18 protein-coding genes are annotated in these 20,332 nt (G+C 61.0%); 11 read left to right on the forward strand and 7 right to left on the reverse strand.

Going from position 1 to position 20,332, the window contains the following annotated elements:
* Nucleotides 1–21 precede the first annotated feature (21 nt).
* Nucleotides 22–441: a hypothetical protein gene (locus BMS17_RS15800; RefSeq protein WP_046028688.1), complete on the reverse strand. Its 420-nt coding sequence runs from the start codon at nt 439–441 to the stop codon at nt 22–24.
* Nucleotides 442–551: 110 nt separating this feature from the next.
* Between BMS17_RS15800 and hrpB the strand changes: the two genes are divergently transcribed.
* Nucleotides 552–3,068 carry an ATP-dependent helicase HrpB gene (gene hrpB, locus BMS17_RS15805; protein ID WP_077431216.1) on the forward strand — a complete coding sequence of 839 codons (2,517 nt, stop codon included), beginning with the start codon at nt 552–554 and terminating at the stop codon, nt 3,066–3,068.
* Between the two features lie 126 nt (nt 3,069–3,194).
* Here the strand turns inward: hrpB and BMS17_RS15815 are convergent, their stop codons facing one another.
* Nucleotides 3,195–4,115 carry a LysR substrate-binding domain-containing protein gene (locus BMS17_RS15815; RefSeq protein WP_046028870.1) on the reverse strand — a complete coding sequence of 307 codons (921 nt, stop codon included), beginning with the start codon at nt 4,113–4,115 and terminating at the stop codon, nt 3,195–3,197.
* A 225-nt stretch (nt 4,116–4,340) separates the two neighbouring features.
* On the opposite strand from BMS17_RS15815, the gene BMS17_RS15820 reads away from it, so the two are divergent.
* From BMS17_RS15820 to BMS17_RS15845, 5 genes are all read left to right on the forward strand, one after another.
* Complete coding sequence (locus BMS17_RS15820; RefSeq protein WP_046028686.1) at nt 4,341–5,834, forward strand: aldehyde dehydrogenase; 1,494 nt, start codon at nt 4,341–4,343, stop codon at nt 5,832–5,834.
* 31 nt (nt 5,835–5,865) lie between these two features.
* On the forward strand, nt 5,866–7,236 hold the full coding sequence (locus tag BMS17_RS15825; RefSeq protein WP_046028685.1) for an aspartate aminotransferase family protein: 1,371 nt from the start codon (nt 5,866–5,868) through the stop codon (nt 7,234–7,236).
* Nucleotides 7,237–7,629: 393 nt separating this feature from the next.
* Nucleotides 7,630–8,616, forward strand: coding sequence for an ABC transporter substrate-binding protein (locus tag BMS17_RS15835; RefSeq protein WP_077431219.1), 987 nt, complete (start codon nt 7,630–7,632; stop codon nt 8,614–8,616).
* Nucleotides 8,617–8,625: 9 nt separating this feature from the next.
* Nucleotides 8,626–9,429: an ABC transporter permease gene (locus BMS17_RS15840; protein WP_046028679.1), complete on the forward strand. Its 804-nt coding sequence runs from the start codon at nt 8,626–8,628 to the stop codon at nt 9,427–9,429.
* A complete protein-coding gene (locus tag BMS17_RS15845) occupies nt 9,417–10,253 on the forward strand; it encodes an ABC transporter ATP-binding protein (protein WP_077431220.1) in 837 nt (278 codons plus the stop codon). The genes BMS17_RS15840 and BMS17_RS15845 overlap by 13 nt, the downstream gene beginning before the upstream one ends.
* Before the next feature lie 117 nt (nt 10,254–10,370).
* On the opposite strand, the gene BMS17_RS15850 is transcribed toward BMS17_RS15845, so the two are convergent.
* Nucleotides 10,371–11,447 carry an endonuclease/exonuclease/phosphatase family protein gene (locus BMS17_RS15850; protein ID WP_077431221.1) on the reverse strand — a complete coding sequence of 359 codons (1,077 nt, stop codon included), beginning with the start codon at nt 11,445–11,447 and terminating at the stop codon, nt 10,371–10,373.
* Between the two features lie 235 nt (nt 11,448–11,682).
* Nucleotides 11,683–12,357, reverse strand: coding sequence for a YciC family protein (locus BMS17_RS15855; protein WP_077431222.1), 675 nt, complete (start codon nt 12,355–12,357; stop codon nt 11,683–11,685).
* A gap of 178 nt (nt 12,358–12,535) precedes the next feature.
* Here BMS17_RS15855 and BMS17_RS15860 point away from each other — a divergent pair, with 178 nt between their 5' ends.
* The 3 genes from BMS17_RS15860 to BMS17_RS15870 all read left to right on the forward strand — a co-directional run bounded on the left by BMS17_RS15860 (nt 12,536) and on the right by BMS17_RS15870 (nt 14,561).
* On the forward strand, nt 12,536–13,309 hold the full coding sequence (locus BMS17_RS15860; RefSeq protein ID WP_046028675.1) for a DUF2076 domain-containing protein: 774 nt from the start codon (nt 12,536–12,538) through the stop codon (nt 13,307–13,309).
* A 138-nt stretch (nt 13,310–13,447) separates the two neighbouring features.
* On the forward strand, nt 13,448–13,927 hold the full coding sequence (locus BMS17_RS15865) for an NYN domain-containing protein (protein WP_007946629.1): 480 nt from the start codon (nt 13,448–13,450) through the stop codon (nt 13,925–13,927).
* A gap of 22 nt (nt 13,928–13,949) precedes the next feature.
* Complete coding sequence (locus BMS17_RS15870) at nt 13,950–14,561, forward strand: PolC-type DNA polymerase III (RefSeq protein ID WP_046028672.1); 612 nt, start codon at nt 13,950–13,952, stop codon at nt 14,559–14,561.
* A 177-nt stretch (nt 14,562–14,738) separates the two neighbouring features.
* Here BMS17_RS15870 and BMS17_RS15880 read toward each other — a convergent pair whose 3' ends face one another.
* A complete protein-coding gene (locus BMS17_RS15880) occupies nt 14,739–15,197 on the reverse strand; it encodes an Lrp/AsnC family transcriptional regulator (RefSeq protein WP_046028670.1) in 459 nt (152 codons plus the stop codon).
* Between the two features lie 163 nt (nt 15,198–15,360).
* Between BMS17_RS15880 and yedA the strand changes: the two genes are divergently transcribed.
* Both yedA and BMS17_RS15890 read left to right on the forward strand, forming a co-directional pair.
* On the forward strand, nt 15,361–16,287 hold the full coding sequence (yedA, locus tag BMS17_RS15885; RefSeq protein ID WP_046028668.1) for a drug/metabolite exporter YedA: 927 nt from the start codon (nt 15,361–15,363) through the stop codon (nt 16,285–16,287).
* Nucleotides 16,288–16,365: 78 nt separating this feature from the next.
* On the forward strand, nt 16,366–17,700 hold the full coding sequence (locus BMS17_RS15890; RefSeq protein ID WP_077431224.1) for a DEAD/DEAH box helicase: 1,335 nt from the start codon (nt 16,366–16,368) through the stop codon (nt 17,698–17,700).
* Between the two features lie 123 nt (nt 17,701–17,823).
* On the opposite strand, the gene BMS17_RS15895 is transcribed toward BMS17_RS15890, so the two are convergent.
* Nucleotides 17,824–19,065: a TIGR03862 family flavoprotein gene (locus tag BMS17_RS15895; RefSeq protein ID WP_077431225.1), complete on the reverse strand. Its 1,242-nt coding sequence runs from the start codon at nt 19,063–19,065 to the stop codon at nt 17,824–17,826.
* A 298-nt stretch (nt 19,066–19,363) separates the two neighbouring features.
* Nucleotides 19,364–20,284, reverse strand: coding sequence for a histone deacetylase (locus BMS17_RS15900; protein ID WP_046028664.1), 921 nt, complete (start codon nt 20,282–20,284; stop codon nt 19,364–19,366).
* Nucleotides 20,285–20,332: the final 48 nt, after the last annotated feature.

Below are 20,332 nucleotides of genomic sequence, written 5' to 3' on the forward strand. Positions count from 1 at the left end.
ATTTTCCTTTGGGTGAACCGATTACGCGGCGGGTTGCAGGCCGAACATGGCCAGTTGCTGGGCGCTGCCCTTGTGTTGAATCAGGCGTGGGTCGTCCAGCGGAAAGCTGCGGCCCAATTCTGTTTCGAGAATAGTCTGCAACTTGTGATTATCGACCTTGCCGTCGGCGCCGATCGCTTCCTTGAGTTTTTCCGGAGCAACCTGTGCGGTCTTGCCTGGTTCGAAATAGATCGCCCCGGTGGCGAAGTCCACGGCAAAGGCGATCAGGCCGGGGATGATGTAGAACAGCAGGCCCACAGCATCCAGCGCCGCGACAGCCGGGTCGATCTTGCCGTCAATTTGCCCACGGCGATCGGGATAGAAAATCGAGCCGCACGCCGTAACCTGGGTCAGCAGGGTCGCGACCAATACACCGCCAATCAAGCGAAAGGGAACACGCATGGAAAAACTCCTGAGTCATCTGGAAAACGAAGCGTCGTTGTTATGAATTAGGACCGCGACAAACGTCGAGCAGTTCGTCGTTATACTCGCCGCTCTGTTTGGGAGCCAGCATGAATTCTTTGCCGATTGATGAAGTTTTACCCGCCCTACGTGAAGCCTTGGCGACACGCCACGAAGCCGTGCTCGAAGCACCGCCCGGTGCCGGTAAAACCACGCGCGTGCCCTTGGCCTTGCTCAATGAGCCCTGGCTGGCCGGGCAGACCATCCTGATGCTTGAACCGCGTCGTTTGGCGGCGCGGGCGGCGGCAGAGCGCTTGGCCAGTGAGTTGGGCGAGAAGGTCGGTGAAACCGTCGGCTATCGGATTCGGCTGGACAGCAAAGTCGGGCCCAACACCCGCATCGAAGTGGTCACCGAAGGCATCCTCACGCGACGCCTGCAAGATGACCCGGCGCTGGAAGGCGTGGGTTTGCTGATCTTCGACGAATTCCACGAACGCAGCCTCGACGCTGACCTGGCGTTGGCCCTGAGCCTGAATGGCCGGGAGCTGTTTCGCGACGATCAACCGCTGAAAATCCTCTTGATGTCCGCAACCCTGGAAGGTGAACGCCTGGCCGGGTTGCTGGACGACGCGCCGATCCTGCGCAGTGAAGGGCGCATGTACCCGGTGACGATGTGTTGGGGCCGGCCGTTTCAGTCCGGTGAGTTCATCGAGCCGCGCCTGGTGCAAACCGTCCTCGAGGCCTTGAACGATGAAACCGGCAGCCTTCTGGTGTTCCTGCCGGGGCAAGCGGAAATCCGTCGAGTCCATCAACAATTGGCCGATGCGCTGGGCGACAACACGCCGGTGCTGCTTTGCCCGTTGCACGGCGAACTGGACCTGGCCGCGCAGCGAGCCGCGATCGACCCGGCACCCGCAGGCAAACGCAAAGTGGTGCTGGCGACCAACATCGCCGAGACCAGCCTGACGATCGATGGCGTGCGCGTGGTCATTGATGCCGGGTTGGCGCGAGTGCCGCGTTTCGACCCCGGCAGCGGCATGACTCGCCTCGACACCCAGCGCATTTCCAAAGCCAGTGCCACTCAACGCGCGGGCCGGGCCGGGCGGTTGGAGCCGGGCGTGTGTTATCGCCTGTGGTCGCAGGATCAACACGAACAACTGGCGGCGTATGCCAGTGCGGAAATTCTCTCGGCCGATCTCGCGGGCCTGGCGTTGCAACTGGGACGCTGGGGCGTGACACCGGGTCAGTTGGTTTGGCTGGATGTACCGCCGGCCGCTGCTTATGCACAGGCGCAGGATTTGCTGGATCGTCTGGGCGCGCTGGATGGCGACACATTGACCCGTCACGGTCAGGCCATGGCTGAACTGCCGGCGCATCCGCGCATCGCGCATTTGCTGTTGCGCGGGCAGGCGCTCGGTTTGGCCGACATGGCCTGCGATGTCGCGGCATTGCTCGGCGAGCGCGATATCTTGCGCGGCGCCGGGGCGGATCTGCACAGCCGCTTGGTGCTGTTGTCCGGCGAAGAACGCGCCGCGCGCGGTGCTCAGGGTGGCGTTCAACGCGCCCGGCAACTGGCGCGGCAATATCGCGGTTATTTGCGCGGCAAAGCGTCGGAGCCGGTCAGCGATCCTGATCATCCACGCTGGCTAGGCGCCTTGTTGGCGTTGGCCTATCCCGACCGCGTGGCCCAGCAACGACGGGCCGGTGGCGCGGAATATCGCCTGGCCAACGGCCGTGCGGCGCTGTTCGCCGAAGCGGACAGTTTGATGAAGCAACCGTGGCTGGTGGTCGCCGATCTCGGCAGTCGTCAGGGCCAGCGTGAAGAGCGAATTTATCTGGCGGCGGATTTCGATCCGGCACTGTTCGACACGGTGCTCGCCGAGCAAGTGCGCAACGTCGATCAACTGGATTGGGACGAGCGCGAAGGCGTGTTGCGCGCCGAGCGTCAGCGCAGGGTGGGTGAGTTGATCCTCAGCCGCGAACCGTTGACCGGCCTTGATGAAACCGCTCGCAGCCAGGCTTTGGTGAACCTGGTGCGGCGCAAAGGTCTGGAGCTGTTGCCATGGACGCCGGAGCTGCGTCAGTGGCAGGCGCGGGTCGCGTTGTTGCGCCAGTTGGACCTTGCCGGCAAGGGCGACAGTGAGTGGCCGGATGTCAGCGACGTCGCCCTGCTGACAAATCTTGAACAGTGGCTGATGCCGTATCTGGGCAAAGTCTCGCGACTGAGTCATTTCGCCAATCTGGACTTGTCGAGCATCGTCCACAACCTGCTGCCGTGGCCGCTGCCGCAACGGCTGGATGAGCAGGCGCCGCATCATCTGAGCGTACCGTCGGGTTCTTCGATTCGTCTGGATTACAGCGAACAGCCACCGATTCTGGCGGTGCGTTTGCAGGAACTGTTTGGCCTGGCCGAGACACCGCGCATTGCCGGTGGCCGGCAAGTGGTCAAGCTGCACCTGCTGTCGCCTGCGCGGCGCCCGGTGCAGGTGACGCAGGATTTGGCGAACTTCTGGCGCAGCACCTATGCCGAGGTGAAGAAGGATTTGAAGGGGCGGTATCCGAAGCACTATTGGCCGGACGATCCGCTGGTGGCCGAAGCGACGGCGCGGATCAAACCCCGTAAGTAACGTTTACTCTGATCGTTCCCACGCTCTGCGTGGGAACGCCGCCATGGACGCTCTGCGTCCGCCTTTGTGACGCGGAGCGTCACGGGATCCATTCCCACGCGGAGCGTAGGAACGATCAAATAACGATCAAGGTTTGGTCTGGGCCTTGGCGGTCAATTGCTCCCGGCAATAATCGGCAAACAACTGCGCCGGTTTGGTCAGTTGCCCGCGCTTGAGCCACGCTGCCACCAGCCCTGAGCCGGTGACGTCTTCGACGATGTCCACGCACACCACTTTCTGGCCGTCGTAGGTGCACTCCGAATGCGGCCGCGTGACCAGGATCGAAAAGCCGAACCCTTGGCCGACCATGCCCCGGACCATCTCGATTGACGGTGAGCTGAAGGCAATGTTCGGCGACAGGTTCAATTCTTCGAAGAGGCTGACGAAGTAGGTCCGGCTCGGTTGCACATCCAGCAGAATCATCGGCTCCAGGCACAGATCGCGCAGCGACACTTGCTTGAGCTGGGCAAAGCGATGATCCGCCGGCAGCAGCGCATAAGGTCGCTGCGCCGGCATCAGCGGTTCGGTCTGGATGGTGGCGTCGAGGTCGTGCTCGTACAGGATCGCCAGGTCGAACGTGCCCGACGTCAGGCCTTGTACCAGCTCTTGCTGCTCACCGTCGCGGATGCGGATTTTCACCCCCGGATACAGCGCCGAGAACCCGGCGATCAGTTGCGGCAAGTACAGCGGCGCGACCGTTTCGAAGCAGCCGATATCGATTTGCCCGGCCACCACGTCGTTGTCGGCCAGGGCGTTCTGTTCGAACTCCTTGGCCATGCGCAGCAGCTCCTGAGCCTTGCGGTAGAAGCGCGCACCGCTCGGGGTCAAGGACACGCCCTGGGCGTGATGACGGATCAGCAATTGCACGCCGAAGCTGTCTTCCAGGCCTTTGATGGCCGTGGAGATCGCCGGCTGGGCGATGTACAGCTTGCGCGAGGCCTCGGCGACGCTGCCGCATTCGACGGTGGTGATGAAGTATTTCAGTTGACGCAAGTTGTAGGCAGCCACGGCAAACCTCGGGGTGGATGATCCAGGCATCCAGGCAAATTTCGCGCCGACTGCGTCCGTTCTGACGACGGTGTTGTTGTGCCTGAACAATAACCACATACCGCGCCACGGGGGAGGTTGGCTGCCCAGTTTTTTCATGGTCTGCGAAAACATTTTTACTATTTTTCGTGGACACGGGGCTGGGCCACCATCCAATCACAAGAAAAGCCCCTGGAGCATCTGAACGTGTTCGAGCTTGCATACTGGCAACACAAAGCCGCTGCGCTGCAGTTTCCCGACCGGGCCTTGATCGACGGCAAACTTCGTGCGGCACAGTCCGGCCAGACGTTCGCCGCGATCAACCCCGCCACTGGCCAATGCCTGGCCAACGTCACCGCGTGCGGCGACGAAGAGGTCAACGCTGCGGTCAGCAATGCACGACAGGTGTTCGACGCCGGCACGTGGTCGGCGCGTTCGCCCATTGAGCGCAAGCAAGTGCTGCTGCGCCTGGCTGACCTGATCATGACCCATCGCGAAGAACTGGCACTGCTGGACTCGCTGAACATGGGCAAACCGGTGATGGACGCCTACAACATCGACGTGCCGGGCGCCGCCGGGGTGTTTCGTTGGTACGCGGAAAGCCTCGACAAACTTTACGACCAGATCGCACCCAGTGCGCAGAACGTCCTGGCAACCATTACCCGTGAAGCACTGGGCGTGGTCGCTGCCGTGGTGCCGTGGAATTTCCCGCTGGACATGGCCGCGTGGAAACTCGCGCCGGCCTTGGCCGCTGGCAATTCGGTGATTCTCAAACCCGCCGAGCAATCACCGTTCTCTGCGTTGCGCCTGGCCGAACTGGCGCTCGAAGCAGGCTTGCCGGCAGGCGTGTTGAACGTGCTGCCCGGCCTCGGCGAGCAGACCGGCAAAGCCCTTGGTTTGCACCCGGACGTGGATTGCCTGGTGTTCACCGGTTCCACCGAAGTCGGCAAATACTTCATGCAGTATTCCGCGCAATCGAACCTGAAACAGGTGTGGCTGGAGTGCGGCGGCAAGAGCGCGAACCTGGTGTTCGCCGATTGTCAGGACCTGGACCTGGCCGCCGAGAAAGCCGCGTTCGGGATCTTCTTCAATCAGGGCGAAGTCTGCTCGGCCAACTCGCGATTGCTGGTGGAGCGTTCGATTCATGACGAATTTGTCGAGCGCCTCATGGCGCAGGCCGAACGCTGGCTGCCGGGTGATCCGCTGGACCCGGCGAGCGGCGCCGGGGCGATTGTCGACAGCCGCCAGACCGCGCGCATCATGAAGTTCATCCAGCAAGCCGAACGTCAGGGCGCGACCAAGGTGTGCGGTGGCCGGCAGTCGATCTTCAACGGCTCTGACAACTTCATCCAACCGACGATTTTTACGGGTGTGAGCCCGGACATGCCGCTGTTTCGCGACGAGGTGTTCGGCCCGGTGCTGGCCGTCACGGCGTTCGATGACGAGGCACACGCCTTGCAACTGGCCAACGACAGCGTCTACGGTCTGGCGGCTTCGCTGTGGACCGATGACCTCAATCGCGCCCACCGTGTGGCGCGGCAATTGCGAGCGGGCACCGTGTCGGTCAACAGCGTCGATGCGCTGGACGTGACCGTGCCTTTCGGTGGCGGCAAACAGTCGGGCTTCGGCCGTGATTTGTCGCTGCACTCATTCGATAAATACACCCAGTTGAAAACCACCTGGTTTCAGCTGCGCTCATAACAGCCGCTAATAACAAAACGGAGAACTGGCGATGACATCACCACGTGAAACCCGCGACTACCAGGCCGCCGACGCTGCGCACCACATCCACGCATTCGTCGATCAAAAGGCACTCAATGACGAAGGACCCCGGGTGATGGTGCGTGGCGAGCGCCTGCACCTGTGGGACAACGACGGTCGGCGTTATCTGGACGGCATGTCCGGGTTGTGGTGCACCAACCTCGGTTACGGGCGCAAGGATCTGGCGGCGGCGGCGACTCAGCAGCTTGAGCAGCTGCCGTACTACAACATGTTTTTCCACACCACCCACCCACAGGTCATCGAGCTGTCGGAGCTGCTGTTCAGTCTGCTGCCGGGGCACTACAGCCACGCGATCTACACCAACTCCGGCTCCGAGGCCAACGAGGTGTTGATTCGCACCGTGCGCCGTTACTGGACGATCCTCGGCAAGCCCGAGAAGAAAGTCATGATCGGGCGCTGGAACGGTTACCACGGTTCGACCCTGGCCGCGACGGCGCTCGGTGGCATGAAGTTCATGCACGAAATGGGCGGCATGCTTCCCGACATCGAACACATCGATGAACCGTACTTTTTCGCCCACGAAGGTAACCTGACGCCGGCTGAATTTGGCCTGCGGGCCGCGCAGCAACTGGAAGCGAAGATTCTCGAACTGGGCGCCGACAAGGTCGCAGGTTTCATCGCCGAACCGTTCCAGGGCGCGGGCGGGATGATCTTTCCGCCAGAGAGCTACTGGCCGGAAATCCAGCGCATCTGCCGCAAGTACGACGTGCTGTTGTGCGCCGACGAAGTGATCGGCGGCTTTGGTCGCACCGGCGAATGGTTCGCCCATGAACACTTCGGTTTCGAGCCGGACACCTTGTCCATCGCCAAGGGCCTGACTTCGGGTTACATCCCCATGGGCGGGCTGATCCTGTCGAAGAAAATGGCCCAGGTGCTGGTGGAGCAGGGCGGGGTATTCGCCCACGGCCTGACCTATTCCGGGCACCCGGTGGCGGCGGCGGTGGCGATAGCCAACCTCAAGGCGTTGCGTGATGAGGGCGTGGTGACGCGGGTCAAGGATGACATCGGCCCGTACCTGCAACAGTGCTTGCGCGAGGTGTTCGGCAGCCACCCGTTGGTGGGGGATATCCAGGGTGTCGGCATGGTGGCGGCGCTGCAATTGGCCGAGGACAAAACCAGTCGCAAGCGCTTTGCCAACGAGAATGACATCGCCTGGCGTTGCCGCACGATCGGCTTTGAAGAGGGCGTGATTATTCGCTCGACGCTGGGGCGGATGATCATGGCTCCAGCGTTGATTGCCACTCGGGAAGAGGTTGATGAGTTGGTGGGTAAAACCCTGAAAGCGGTGGATCGCACGGCTCAGGAATACGGCCGGCTCTGATATTGCTGGAAGGTCCTGCGGACCTTATCGCGGGCAAGCCCGCTCCCACAGAAATGTGCGTCGGTTGCGAAAATTTGGTACGGCACAGGACCTGTGGGAGCGGGCTTGCCCGCGATAGCTATTGTCCAATCGCTACACTTTTTCAGTCTTGCACCCTCCTTGGGCATCCCCGCCCGCAATGCCCTTTGACCGTGCGCACTACCCAGTTTTTTCATCACTCCCAACGACATATTTCCTGATTTTCCTATTCCCGGCCTTGGGCCAACATCGACTTCGCCAGTCAGCCGAACGCTGCTCACCAAGAGGTCCATCAGAGACCACCGGTAGCCGCTTCAATCAGGCTCCTGGCCGTACTGCCCATCAAAACTAAATCAACAGCTTTGGGAGTGCTCCATGATCAAGTCCTTGCTTACCCGTTTCGCTCATCCCCTGGCGGTCACCGCCATTGCCGCCACGGTCGCGACCAGTGCCCAGGCCGGCACCCTGTCCATCGGCCATACCACGTGGGTCGGTTACGGCACCCTCTACCTCGCCCAGGACCTGGGCTACTTCAAGGAAAACGGTTTGACCGTTGAATTGCCCGTCGTCGAAGAAGCGTCGATGTACATGGCCGCCCAAGCCTCGGGCGAATTGTCGGGCTCGGCGTCGACCATCGACGAAGTGCTGAAATACCGTCCGCAATTCTGCTTCAAAGCGGTCGCCGCACTGGATGACAGCCATGGTGGCGACGGCGTGCTGGTAGGCAAGGACGTCAAGAGTTTGCAGGAGCTCAAAGGCAAGGCGGTGGCGGTGAACGAAGGGTCGACCTCGCAGTTCTGGTTGTCGTATCTGCTGAAAAAACACGGCATGAAAATGAGCGACATCACCGTGCAGAACATGACGGCCGACGATGCCGCTACCGCGTTCATCGCCGGTCGCGTACCCGCCGCCGTGACGTGGGAACCGCACCTGTCGATGGTTCGCAGCAAGCAACAAGGCAAGGTGCTGATCGACAGCAGCAGCACGCCGGGCGTGATTGTCGACGTGGTTGCGCTGAACTGCTCGGTCATCGAGAAGCAGCCAGAAGACGTAAAAGCCTTGGTCGCCGGGTTGTACAAAGCGGTGAAATACACCCAGGAACACCCAGAAGAAGCCTACAAAATCATGGCCAAAGGCGTCGGCGGTTACCTCGCCGATCCGAAGGAGTTGGCCGCTGCCGCGCAAGGCGTGCGCTTCTACGATCAGGCCATGAGCGAAAAACTCCTCGGCTCGCCGGGCAAACCAGGTGACAGCGCACCGCTGATCAAACTGGCCAACGAAACCGCCAGTGAATTGCAGGGCAAGCCCTACAACGTCAGCAATGACGACCTGATCGACAACCGTTTCGTCAGCCCGCTGTAGGAGGTTTGCATGTTCAAGCGCAATTCATGGCTGAGCCGCTGCATCACGCCCAAGACTGGCCTGCCGGTGCAGGTCATCTGGAGCGCGAGCGGTCTGGCCTGGGTTCTATTGATCGGTCTGTGGGCCGGGTTGTCTTACGGTGGCGTGGTGCCGGGGATGTTCCTGCCGACGCCGGGCGCGGTGGTTGAGGCCGCCGTGCGCCTGAGTCGCGACGGCACACTCGGTTTGCATGTGTGGGCCAGCCTCGAAGTGGTGGTGGTCGGTTTTGTTGTCTCGTCGCTGGTGGCGGTGCCGCTGGGGTTGTTGATGGGCAGCTTCCGCATCGTTCAGGCCTTCCTTGAACCGATGGTCAATTTCATCCGCTACCTGCCGGTGACCTCGTTCGTGCCGCTGTTCATTTTGTGGATTGGTATCGGCCTGGAGCAACGAGTCTCGGTGATCATCTTTGGTGTGTTCTTCCAGCAACTGGTGATGATCGCGGACGTGTCCAAGGGCATCTCCAAGGACCTGATCAATGCGTCCTATACCCTCGGTTCCAATCGTCGCGATGCGGTGCTGCATGTGATCGCCCCGGCGTCGTTGCCGGGTGTGCTCGACACCTTGCGCGTGACCATGGGCTGGGCCTGGACCTACCTGGTGGTCGCCGAGCTGGTCGCCGCTTCCAGTGGCTTGGGTTACTTGAGCCTCAAAGCCATGCGTGGCTTTCAAGTGGATGTGATTTTCCTGGCAATCGCGATCATCGGCCTGTTGGGCCTGGTCACCGATCAACTGTTTCGTTTCCTACGTCTGAGGATCGCCGCATGGGCTCAGTAAGCGCCGTCAACCCTCGCTTCGTCACACCCTCGGCCGCGCCGGTACAGGCCGCCCCAAGGCTGCAAGTGGACAAGGTCAGCCTGCGCTATCAGAAACCTGACGGTGGCATGTTCACCGCACTGGAGCAGGTGTCGTTCGAGGTTCCGGATCAACAATTCGCCGTGCTGGTCGGGCCTTCGGGCTGCGGCAAGTCGAGTCTGCTGTACCTCACCGCCGGCCTCAACGAGCCCACGGAGGGCGAGATCTACGTCGGTGGCCAGCAAGTGCAGGGGCCGGGCGCGGATCGCGGCATGGTGTTCCAGAGCTATACGCTGTTCCCGTGGCTGACGGTGCGCCAGAACGTCGAATTCGGGCTCAAGCGTCGCGGCATGGCGGCGGCGCAGCGCAAAGAAATCGTCGACTACTATGTCAACGAAGTCGGCCTCACCGGGTTTGCCGACAACTACGCCAAGCAGTTGTCCGGCGGCATGATGCAGCGTGTGGCGATTGCCCGGGCGCTGGCCAATGATCCGCAGATCCTGCTGATGGATGAACCGTTCGGCGCGCTCGACAGCCAGACCCGCCTGCAAATGCAGCAGCTGTTGCTGCGGGTTTGGGGTAACAGCAAGAAGACCGTGTTGTTCGTGACCCACGATATCGACGAGGCGGTTCTGCTCGGCGACCGGGTCTACGTGATGGGCGCCAGGCCTGGGCGGATCAAGCAGATTCTCGACGTGCCGATCGAACGCCCACGGACACTGGACATGGTCATGGAGCGCTCGTTCATCGACATGAAGCGCAAGATCTTCGGGCTGCTGCATGACGATTTGGAGGAGGTTCATTGAACCTGCGCGATCCCTGTGGGAGCGGGCTTGCCCGCGATTGCATTCTGTCAGTTGGCATGTATTTAACCTGACACACCGCTATCGCGGGCAAGCCCGGCTCCTACAGGTTTTGCATTGTCAGTTGGCGGGCAGCAGAAACCGCGCAATCACCGGCAAGTGATCGGAGATGCGCAACGTATCGTCCTGCCTCACCGTTGCTTCGACCCGTTTGATGCGCGGGCTGTAGAACAGGTAGTCGACCGTCCGGTCCGGGCCGCTCAAGCCTGGATCATTCGGGTAATGCGTCAGCCACTGTGCCCGATCGACGCCGCTGGCTTCGTTGTTGGTCGGAATCATCGGGTACTTGTCCCACAGCACATGTAGCGCGCTGTCGGCGGAGTAGGGGGTGCGTTGCTCGTCGGGCAGTCGGCGAAATTGCCCCAGCGGCAGCAGGTTGAAGTCGCCACCAATCAGCCACGGCGTGCCACGGCTTTCGAACTTGTCGAGGACTTTGGCGACGGCTGTCACTTGGGCTTGCAGTGTTTCGTCGGGCTGGGTGGCGCGGTCCAGATGGGTATTGAGCAGTGCCATCTGCCCGCCGTCGTTCAGCGGCAGATAAGTGACCAACACGGCGTTTTTCGGTTTGAATTGTCGGCTGATGAAATTGGCCGGTTCGACCGGCAATTGCAGGCGTTCGGCGTGTTCGATCTGGTAACGGCTGAGCGTTGCCAGTTGCCGACCGACACTGCCGGAGATGTGTGGGTCAGGCACGAAGTCGGCCTTCCAGTCGAAGGCACGGACGCTGCACGGATACAGGTCGGCGACCCGTTCTTGCAGGAGCTTGAACTGGTTCTGGTAATCGCTGGCCTTGGCGCCGTCATCGAGTTCCTGCAACAACACAACGTCGGGGTTTTCGTCGCGAATCACCCGCGCCACTTCATCGAGGCTGAAGGCCATGTCTTCAGGGGTGGGGCTTTCGTCATCGCCCTGGGCCAGATCGTTCCAGAACACATAGCGCTTGCCCGCCAGGTACTGAACGTTCCAGGTCATCACTTTCAAGGCCTGGCCGGGCACCAGCGTCGGTGCATGGGCATTGCAACTGACCGGCAATACTTCCTTGGCGTCGGGGCGCCACGTCAGGTTGTAGATCAGCAGTGCGAAAAAGCCGATGACTGTCAAAAGGCTTAGCAGGGTGTAGCGCAGTAGACGGGGCATGGCTCGGCTTATAGCGTTACAAAAGATGGCCCGAGCATAACCGAGCGTCGGACGTAAGCCCAAGGGCCAAACGCAATAGCCGTAACACGCACCTGTAGCAGCTGGCGAAGCCTGCGTCCGGCTGCGCAGCAGTCGTAAAATCGGTGCCCACGATGCATCAGGTAAACCGCACGCGCTGGATGACGACTGCTACGCAGCCGGACGCAGGCTTCGCCAGCTGCTACAGGGGAGGCAGTCAAAGTGGCCGGTCAATCTGCTCGGGTGCATCGCCGATCAGCATGAACAAACGGAACAGCACCACGCTGGTGAACAGTTGCAGGAAGCTGTGAGCACTGTCGATCAGCAGGGAAATCACCGGGTTCTGTGGCTCCGGGTACACCGCGAGGGTGGCACCCTTGAGCAGCCACAACGGGGCCATCACGCACAGGATGCACACCAGAATGCGCATGAAATGGCCGCGGGTCAGGCGCAGGCTTTCTTTCATGGCCGCCAGTGGGGTCATGCCGCGCAGCACCAGCAAATACTCGCCGAACGCCAACGTCACCATCAGCCAGATGCCCGGCAGGAAATACAGCGAAAGGCCGAGCAGAATCAGCAGGGTATTGAGCGCCGTCAGCAGGGCGAAGCGCGGCCACAAGTAGGCGGACCTCGCCAGCAGGTCGCGATTGCGCGGTGATTCACCCCGGCTGCGGGCGTCGAGAAACAGGATCAGGGCGGCGGTGTACAGCGGATAAACCAGCAAGCCGACGATCACGCTGACGCCGGGGAAACTGTCCGGTTCGGTGGAGTGGTCGACCACTTGTTGCAGCAGCGCCTCGAAGATCACCAGCGGCAAGCACAGTTGCACGATCTGGCCCAGATTGCGCTTGAAGAAATACAAGGAGTCACGCAGCACGTCGAACGGATTCATCAGTCGGTATCGCAGGTTGGAAGCAGTGGTCCACTTTAACCGATGAAACACTTGGAAACGCAAACGTAAACGTTAGGTAAAGCTCATTGAAACAACTTGTTTCAGTCTCCATTAAGGTCGAGCACCTTATCCTCTTTGGAAAAGGACAACGATTTCCCCGGCAATCTACGAGGTCGCCATGAACAGCGAAGAACAAACCCTGATCGATGGACTGTTTTCCCGGCTGCAACAGGCCGAAACGGATTCAGCCCCGCGCGACGCCCAGGCCGAGGCGCGGATCAAGGAGCACCTGACTCGCCAGCCTGCGGCCGGCTATTTCATGACCCAGGCCATTCTGGTTCAAGAAGCCGCCATCAAGAGCCTCGACGAACAGAACAAACAACTCACCCAGCAAGTGCAGCAATTGCAGGCCGAACTGCAATCGGCCAAGGCACAGACAGCGGCCCCGGCCCCGAGCAGTGGTGGCTTTTTGTCGGGCATCTTCGGCAGCAGCGCCCGTGATCCGCAGCCGGCCCCGACCCAGAGCGCACCGCCGTCCACCGGTGGCTGGCGTGAACCGGCACGGCCATCGTTCAACTCACAAGCGCCACAGCAGAGCTTTGGTACCGCACCACCCCAACAAAATTACGCACCTCAGCAGCAAGCGCCGGCGGCGGGCAGCGGTTTTCTCGGCGGTGCGCTGAAAACGGCGGCGGGCGTGGCGGGTGGCGTGATGCTGGCACAAGGCATCAGCAGCCTGTTCCATCACAATCAGCAACCGGAAGTGGTTGAAGTCATCAAGGAAGAACCGGCTCCGGTCAATGACCAGGGCAACAATGACCAGGGCAACAATGGCTGGGGCGATGACCAGCGCATGGCCGACAACTCCAACGATCAGGGCGGTTTTGCCAACACTGACTACAGCGATGACGACTCATCGTTCTTCGGCAGCGACGACGACTCCTTCGTCTGATATGCCATTCGTCCGGGGCGCGACCGTGCCCCGGGCCGATTATTCGCGGAACAATCCTTCGGGCTGGCATACTGGGCAACTTTTCGGGCCAGGTGCCTGATCTCGCCTGCGCGCCTGTGCGCCAAGAGGAAGCCCGCGGTGAAAAAAATCGCAGTGTTCGCCGATGTTCAAAACCTCTATTACACCGTGCGTCAGGCCTACGGTTGCCACTTCAACTACGCCGCGTTGTGGGCTGACATCAGCAAACAGGGCGAGATCGTCGAGGCCTATGCCTACGCGATCGATCGCGGTGACAGCAAGCAGCAACAGTTTCAGCAGATCCTGCGCAATCTCGGTTTCACCGTGAAGCTCAAGCCCTATATCCAGCGCAGCGACGGCTCGGCCAAGGGCGACTGGGACGTGGGCATCACCCTCGACATCATGGACGCCGCCGATCATGTCGACGAAGTGGTGCTGGCCTCCGGTGACGGTGATTTCGACATGCTGCTGGAACGCATCATCAGCAAACACGGGGTGCAAGCGGTGGCCTATGGCGTACCGGGCCTGACCGCCAACTCGCTGATCCGCGCCGCCAGTCGTTATGTGCCAATCGAAGGCGCCTTGCTGCTCAAGAATTGATTTTTACGGAGTTGAAACAGGTTTGGAACGCATCGCAGTCATCGACTTTGAAACCACCGGGATCTCCCCGAGCAGCAGCTGCCGGGCCACGGAAATTGCCGTGGTCATCCTTGAAGAGGGGCGCATCGTCGAGCGTTACCAAAGCTTGATGAATGCGGGCGTGCGCGTCCCGGCGTTCATCGAGCAACTGACCGGCATCAGCAACGCCATGCTGCGCACCGCGCCGTCGGCGGAGCAGGTGATGAACGAGGTGAACGAGTTCGTCGGCTGCACTCCGTTGCTCGCGCACAATGCGGCGTTCGACCAGAAGTTCTGGGACTTCGAACTGGGGCGGATCAAACGTACGCGTTTGCAGAACTTTGCCTGCTCGCTGCTGCTGGCCCGGCGCCTGATGCCCGCCGCGCCGAACCATAAGCTCGGCACGCTCACCACATTTGCCAACCTGCCCGATACGGGCAAGGCTCACCGGGCCATGGCTGATGCCGAGATGGCCGCGAACCTGACGACGCACTTGATGGAAGAATTGCAGCGCAGGCATGGGCTGCGTGAGTTGTCCCATGATTTGCTGTGCGGCTTGCAGAAAGTGCCGGCGGCGAAGATCAACGAACACCTCAAGCGCCATCGCGGGTTCTAATACCACCGCAAACTCCCCTGTCCCTGATCGTTCCCACGCTCCGCGTGGGAACGCCTCATCGGACGCTCTGCGTCCGCTCTTGGGACGCGGAGCGTCCCGAGCTGCATTCCCACGCAGAGCGTGGGAACGATCCAGTCACCCTCAATGTTGACTGTTAAACCGCCATCGCGAGCAAGCTCAGCTCCTACAGCCATTGCCTTCGATGTGCCCCAGCGGCACGCGCTTCTCTATCGCACTCGACAACACAATCGACGTCTTGCTGAAGCCAAACGTGGCAATCCGGTTGATCAACTCCTCCAGCTCCGGCATCGAGCCCACCGCCGCTTGCATGATCACGCACGGATCGCCGGTCACCCGGTGGCATTCGGTCAGTTGCGGGATTTTGATCAGGTCGTCGTAGGCCTTTTGATTGCCATGCTGGTTCAAGCGCAGCTCGATGATGCACTGGATCGGCAAGCCGAGCTTGGCCATGTCGACTTTTGCCTGATAACCGGTGATCACACCGCTGGCTTCCAGCTTGGCCACACGCTCGGCCACGGCCGGGGCGGACAGGTTGACTTTGCGTGCGAGGTCGGCGTAGGACGCACGACCGTTTTCCAGCAGGGCACTGAGCAGCATGCGGTCGTATTTGTCCATGGTCGTCTTCCTGAAAAGTGACTGACTTTCGAAAGCACGGTTTATATCGATAATCACCGTTCTTTGAAAAGTGTACCGGCGCTATAAACAGGTTTTGTAACTTATTTTTAGCCGTTGGCCTTTCTAGAATAGCGGTTCTCTTGTCTTTGCCTGCGAGCGCACCATGCCTGGCCTTCGTCGCTTTCCCTTACCGTTGATCGCTGCCTTTTTCGCCTTGTACGTGATTTGGGGCTCGACGTACCTGGTGATTCGCATCGGCGTGGAATACTGGCCGCCGCTGTTGCTCGCCGGGGTCCGCTTCGTGATCGCCGGGTCGTTGATGTACGCCTTCCTGCGCTGGCGCGGGGCGCCGGCACCCACCTGGGCGCAGTGGAAAGCGGCGGGGATCATCGGGATTTTGCTGCTCAGCTGCGGCAACGGCGCGGTCAGCGTGGCGGAGCACACGGGCGTGGCCTCTGGTGTCGCGGCGTTGGCGGTAGCGACGGTGCCGCTGTTTACCTTGCTGTGCGGCTATTTCTGGGGCGCGCGTAATACTCGCCTGGAATGGGCCGGGATTGTGCTCGGACTGATCGGCATCGCCATGCTCAACCTCGGCTCCAATCTGCAATCGAGTCCGTTGGGCGCGGCATTGCTGGTGTTTGCCGCCGCCTCCTGGGCGTTCGGTTCAGTGTGGAGTAAACATTTGCCGTTGCCCCAGGGTGCCATGGCCAGTGCCGTGGAAATGCTGGTGGGCGGCGTGGTGTTGCTGATCGGCAGCGCGGTCAGCGGTGAGCATCTGCAAGGCATGCCACCGATCGAAGGCTGGGCGGCGCTGGCGTACCTGACCGTCTTCGGTTCGATCATCGCGTTCAACGCCTACATGTACCTGCTGAAACATGTGCGTCCGGCGGCCGCCACCAGTTATGCCTACGTCAATCCGGCGGTGGCGGTGTTGTTGGGGATCGTGTTTGTCGGCGAGACCATTGGGATCGAAGAAGGGCTGGCGATGCTGGTGATCATTAGCGCCGTGGTGTTGATCGGTTTGCCGCAGTGGCGTCGTACGCCTGTGCAGCCGACTGTAGCCGCGCCGACAGAATCGCGAGTGAATTAGGGTAAACTGCGCGCCATTGCATCTTGTTTTGCACACTTGTTTTGAAAAACCCGCGCTGAATTTTCCTACGGTACTCCCATGACTTTCGCCACCCTTGGCCTGATCGAACCCTTGCTGCGCTCTCTCGAGACGCTCGGCTACCAGACCCCGACGCCGGTTCAGGCGCAAGCCATTCCGGCGGTGCTGGCCGGTCGCGACCTGATGGCCGCCGCTCAGACCGGCACCGGCAAGACCGCCGGTTTTGCGCTGCCGCTTCTGCAATTGCTGGCCATGGAAGGGCCGAAAGTCACCGCCAACTCGGTACGCGCACTGATTCTGGTGCCGACCCGTGAGCTGGCCGAACAGGTCCACGAGGCCGTGCGCCAGTACGCCGAGAATCTGCCGTTGCGCACTTACGCGGTGTACGGCGGTGTCAGCATCAACCCGCAAATGATGAAACTGCGCAGCGGCGTCGATCTGCTGGTGGCGACGCCGGGCCGTTTGCTCGACCTGTTTCGTCAGAACGCGCTGAAGTTCAATCAGCTGCAAACCCTGGTGCTGGACGAAGCGGATCGCATGCTCGATCTGGGCTTTTCCGAGGAGCTGGGGAACATTTACAAGGCGCTGCCGAAGAAGCGTCAGACGCTGTTGTTCTCGGCGACGTTCTCCGATGCGATCCGCACGCTGGCCGGGCAAATGCTCAACGACCCGCTGAGCATCGAAGTCAGCCCGCGTAACGTGGCCGCCAACACGGTGAAACAGTGGGTCGTGACGGTCGACAAGAAGCGCAAGCCGGAGCTGTTCATTCACTTGCTGCGCAAGGGCAAGTGGAAGCAAGTGCTGGTGTTCGCCAAGACCCGTAACGGTGTGGACGCACTGGTGGAAAAACTTCAGGGACTGGGCGTCAATGCCGACGGCATTCACGGCGACAAACCACAGGCAACGCGCCAGCGCGCACTGGACCGTTTCAAGGCCAGCGAAGTACAGATCCTGGTGGCGACGGACGTCGCGGCCCGTGGTCTGGACATCGAAGACTTGCCGCTGGTGGTCAACTTCGACCTGCCGATCGTGGCCGAAGACTACATCCACCGCATCGGTCGTACCGGCCGTGCGGGCGCCACTGGGCAGGCCATTTCGTTGGTGTGTGCCGATGAAGTGAATTTGCTGTCGGCCATCGAGACGTTGACCCGTCAGACATTGCCTCGGCAAGTGGAGCACGACTTCGAACCAGAACACCGCGTGCCGGACACCGATGCCAGCGGTCAGGTGGTCAAGAAACCGAAAAAACCGAAGAAGCCAAAGACCTCCGGTGGCGGCAAGCGCAACCTGGGCAAGTGGGTTGAGAGCGGGGATGCTTCGGCGCCGGAGCCTTCGATCAAACCTGTGCGTAAAGTGCCGGTGTTCAACACCGGGCCGCGTAAGCGTAAGCCTTAACAGCTGCGGCGAGGTGATCGTTCCCACGCTCCGCGTGGGAATGCCTCAATGGACGCTCTGCGTCCGCTGTTGGGACGCAGAGCGTCCCGGGCTGCGTTACCACGCAGAGCGTGGGAACGATCATCAGTGGCGGTGTTTCAACCACTCCACCATCCCCATCCCCGCCGCACGCCCGCTGGCGAAACACGCGGTCAGCAGGTAGCCGCCCGTCGGCGCTTCCCAGTCCAGCATCTCCCCCGCGCAGAACACGCCAGGCATTTGCTTGAGCATCAATCGCTCATCCATTGACTCGAACAGCACACCGCCAGCACTGCTGATGGCTTCGTCCAGTGGACGGGTTTTTACCAGCGTCAGTGGCAACGCCTTGATCGCTTTGGCCAGCAGCGCCGTGTCGCTGAAGCAGTCGGCCGGGGTCTGTTCACGCAGTAACGCTGCTTTGACCCCATCAATGCCCAGCTGACTGTGCAGGTGTTTGGCCATCGAGCGTGAACCGCGAGGTTTGCTCAGTGCCGCCTGCACTTTATCCACAGGCCTGCCGGGCAGCAGGTCGAGATGAATAGTTGCGCAGCCGTGCTGGTTGATGGCATCGCGAATCGGTGCCGAGAGGGCGTAGATCAAACTGCCTTCAATCCCGGTGGCGGTGATCACGCATTCGCCGAGCCGTGGAACGTCGTCATTGAGGCCGATGGCGATGTTTTTCAGCGGGGCGCCGGCGAATTTACTGACCATCAGTTCGCTCCAGGCCTGCACCTCGAAGCCGCAATTACTCGGTTGCAATGGCGCCAATCCTACTCCGCGCTGATCCAGTGGCAGCATCCAGGCACCGTCCGAACCCAGGCGCGACCAACTGCCGCCACCGAGGGCCAGCAGCGTGGCGTCCGGCGCCAGGTTTTTTTCACCCTCGGGACTTGAGACTTTCAGGCTGCCATCGGTATTCCAGCCGAGCCAGCGGTGGCGGGTGTGGATAACTACGCCGGCGTCTCGCAGGCGTTTGAGCCAGGCCCGCAACAGCGGCGCGGCTTTCATGTCGGTCGGAAACACCCGGCCGGAACTGCCGACAAAGGTTTCGATACCCAGGTCATGAATCCATTGGCACAGCGCGTCGGCGCCAAAGGAGCGCAGCAGCGGTGCAATCTGCGGGGCGCGCTCGGCGTAGCGCGAAAGAAACGCCGGATAGGCTTCGGAGTGGGTGATGTTCATGCCGCCGACACCGGCCAGCAGGAATTTTCGTCCCACTGAAGGCATGCCGTCGTAGAGGTCGACCTTGATCCCGGCCTGGCTCAGGACTTCCGCCGCCATCAGGCCGGCAGGGCCACCGCCGATGATGGCGACTTGAGGGGAGGGTGGATTCGACGGCTGGGTCATGATGAGCGCTGCAGTGTGGCGGAATAGCCGCGCATTCTAGCAGTACCCAATTACTGTGGGAGTGGCGGTGCGGCGATCCGACTTGCCCGCGATAGCGGAGTGTCAGTCAACAAAGACTTTGAATTTGCCGGCCTCATCGCGGGCAAGCCCGCTCCCACAGTTGATCTTCGATGGTTTCAGAAGAGCTGTTCAAAAAACAATCATCAAGTTGTAGCCCATGCCTGGTATGGGCTGCAGGCCCTTTCACTCAGGTTATCCACAGGCAGTTCCACAGGCATTGTGGGTAAAGGTTCCCGACTCAGTGACAACCTGATGACTGCCAGACCCGTTGAGCGCTGTGATGCAGGATGCCGTGCCGGCGTGCCAGGGCTTTGCGGTCCTTGCTGTAACCGCCGCCAATCACTCCGACCACCGGAATATCCCGGCCCAGGCAATGGCGCATCACGCTTTCATCTCGCGCCGCCACGCCTTCGTCCGTCAGCTTCAAGTAACCCAGTGCGTCGTCCTTATGCACATCGACCCCGGCGTCATACAGCACCAGGTCCGGTTGATAGAGCGGCAGCAAATAGTTGAGCGCATCGTCGACCACGTTCAGGTAGTCGGCATCGCCCATGCCTTTGGGCAGCGGGATGTCCCAGTCACTTTCGGCTTTGCGTGCAGGAAAATTCTTTTCGCAATGCAGGGAAACCGTCACTGCGTCCGGGGTGTTGTGCAGGATACGTGCAGTTCCGTCGCCCTGATGCACGTCACAATCGAAGATCAGCACTCGATTCACCCGACCACTTTCCAACAGGTAATGGCTGATCACCGCCAGGTCATTGAAGATGCAGAAGCCGGCCGGGTAGTCGTAATGTGCGTGATGCGTGCCGCCGGCCAAGTGACAGGCCAGTCCGTGTTCCAGCGCCTGTTCTGCTGCCAGCAACGAACCGCCAACCGCGCGCACCGTGCGTCGCGCCAGGGCTTCGCTCCAGGGCAGGCCGAGGCGACGTTGGTCTTCACGGGACAACTCGCCACTCATGTAGCGTTCGATATAGGCAGTGTCATGGGCGAGGGCGAGTATGTCCGAGGGGCAGAGCTGCGGGCGCAACAGATCGGCGTCCTTGGTCAGGCCGCTGTCCACCAGGTGATCGCGCAGCAGGCGAAACTTGTCCATGGGGAAGCGGTGATCCGCCGGGAACTCGGGGCTGTAGTCTTCGTGATAAATCAGCGGCAGCGGCATGATGATTTCATACAGGAATGAGAGAAGGATCCTACCAGCGATGTAGAC

It is taken from the genome of Pseudomonas sp. C9, assembly GCF_002000165.1.
GTDB lineage: Bacteria > Pseudomonadota > Gammaproteobacteria > Pseudomonadales > Pseudomonadaceae > Aquipseudomonas.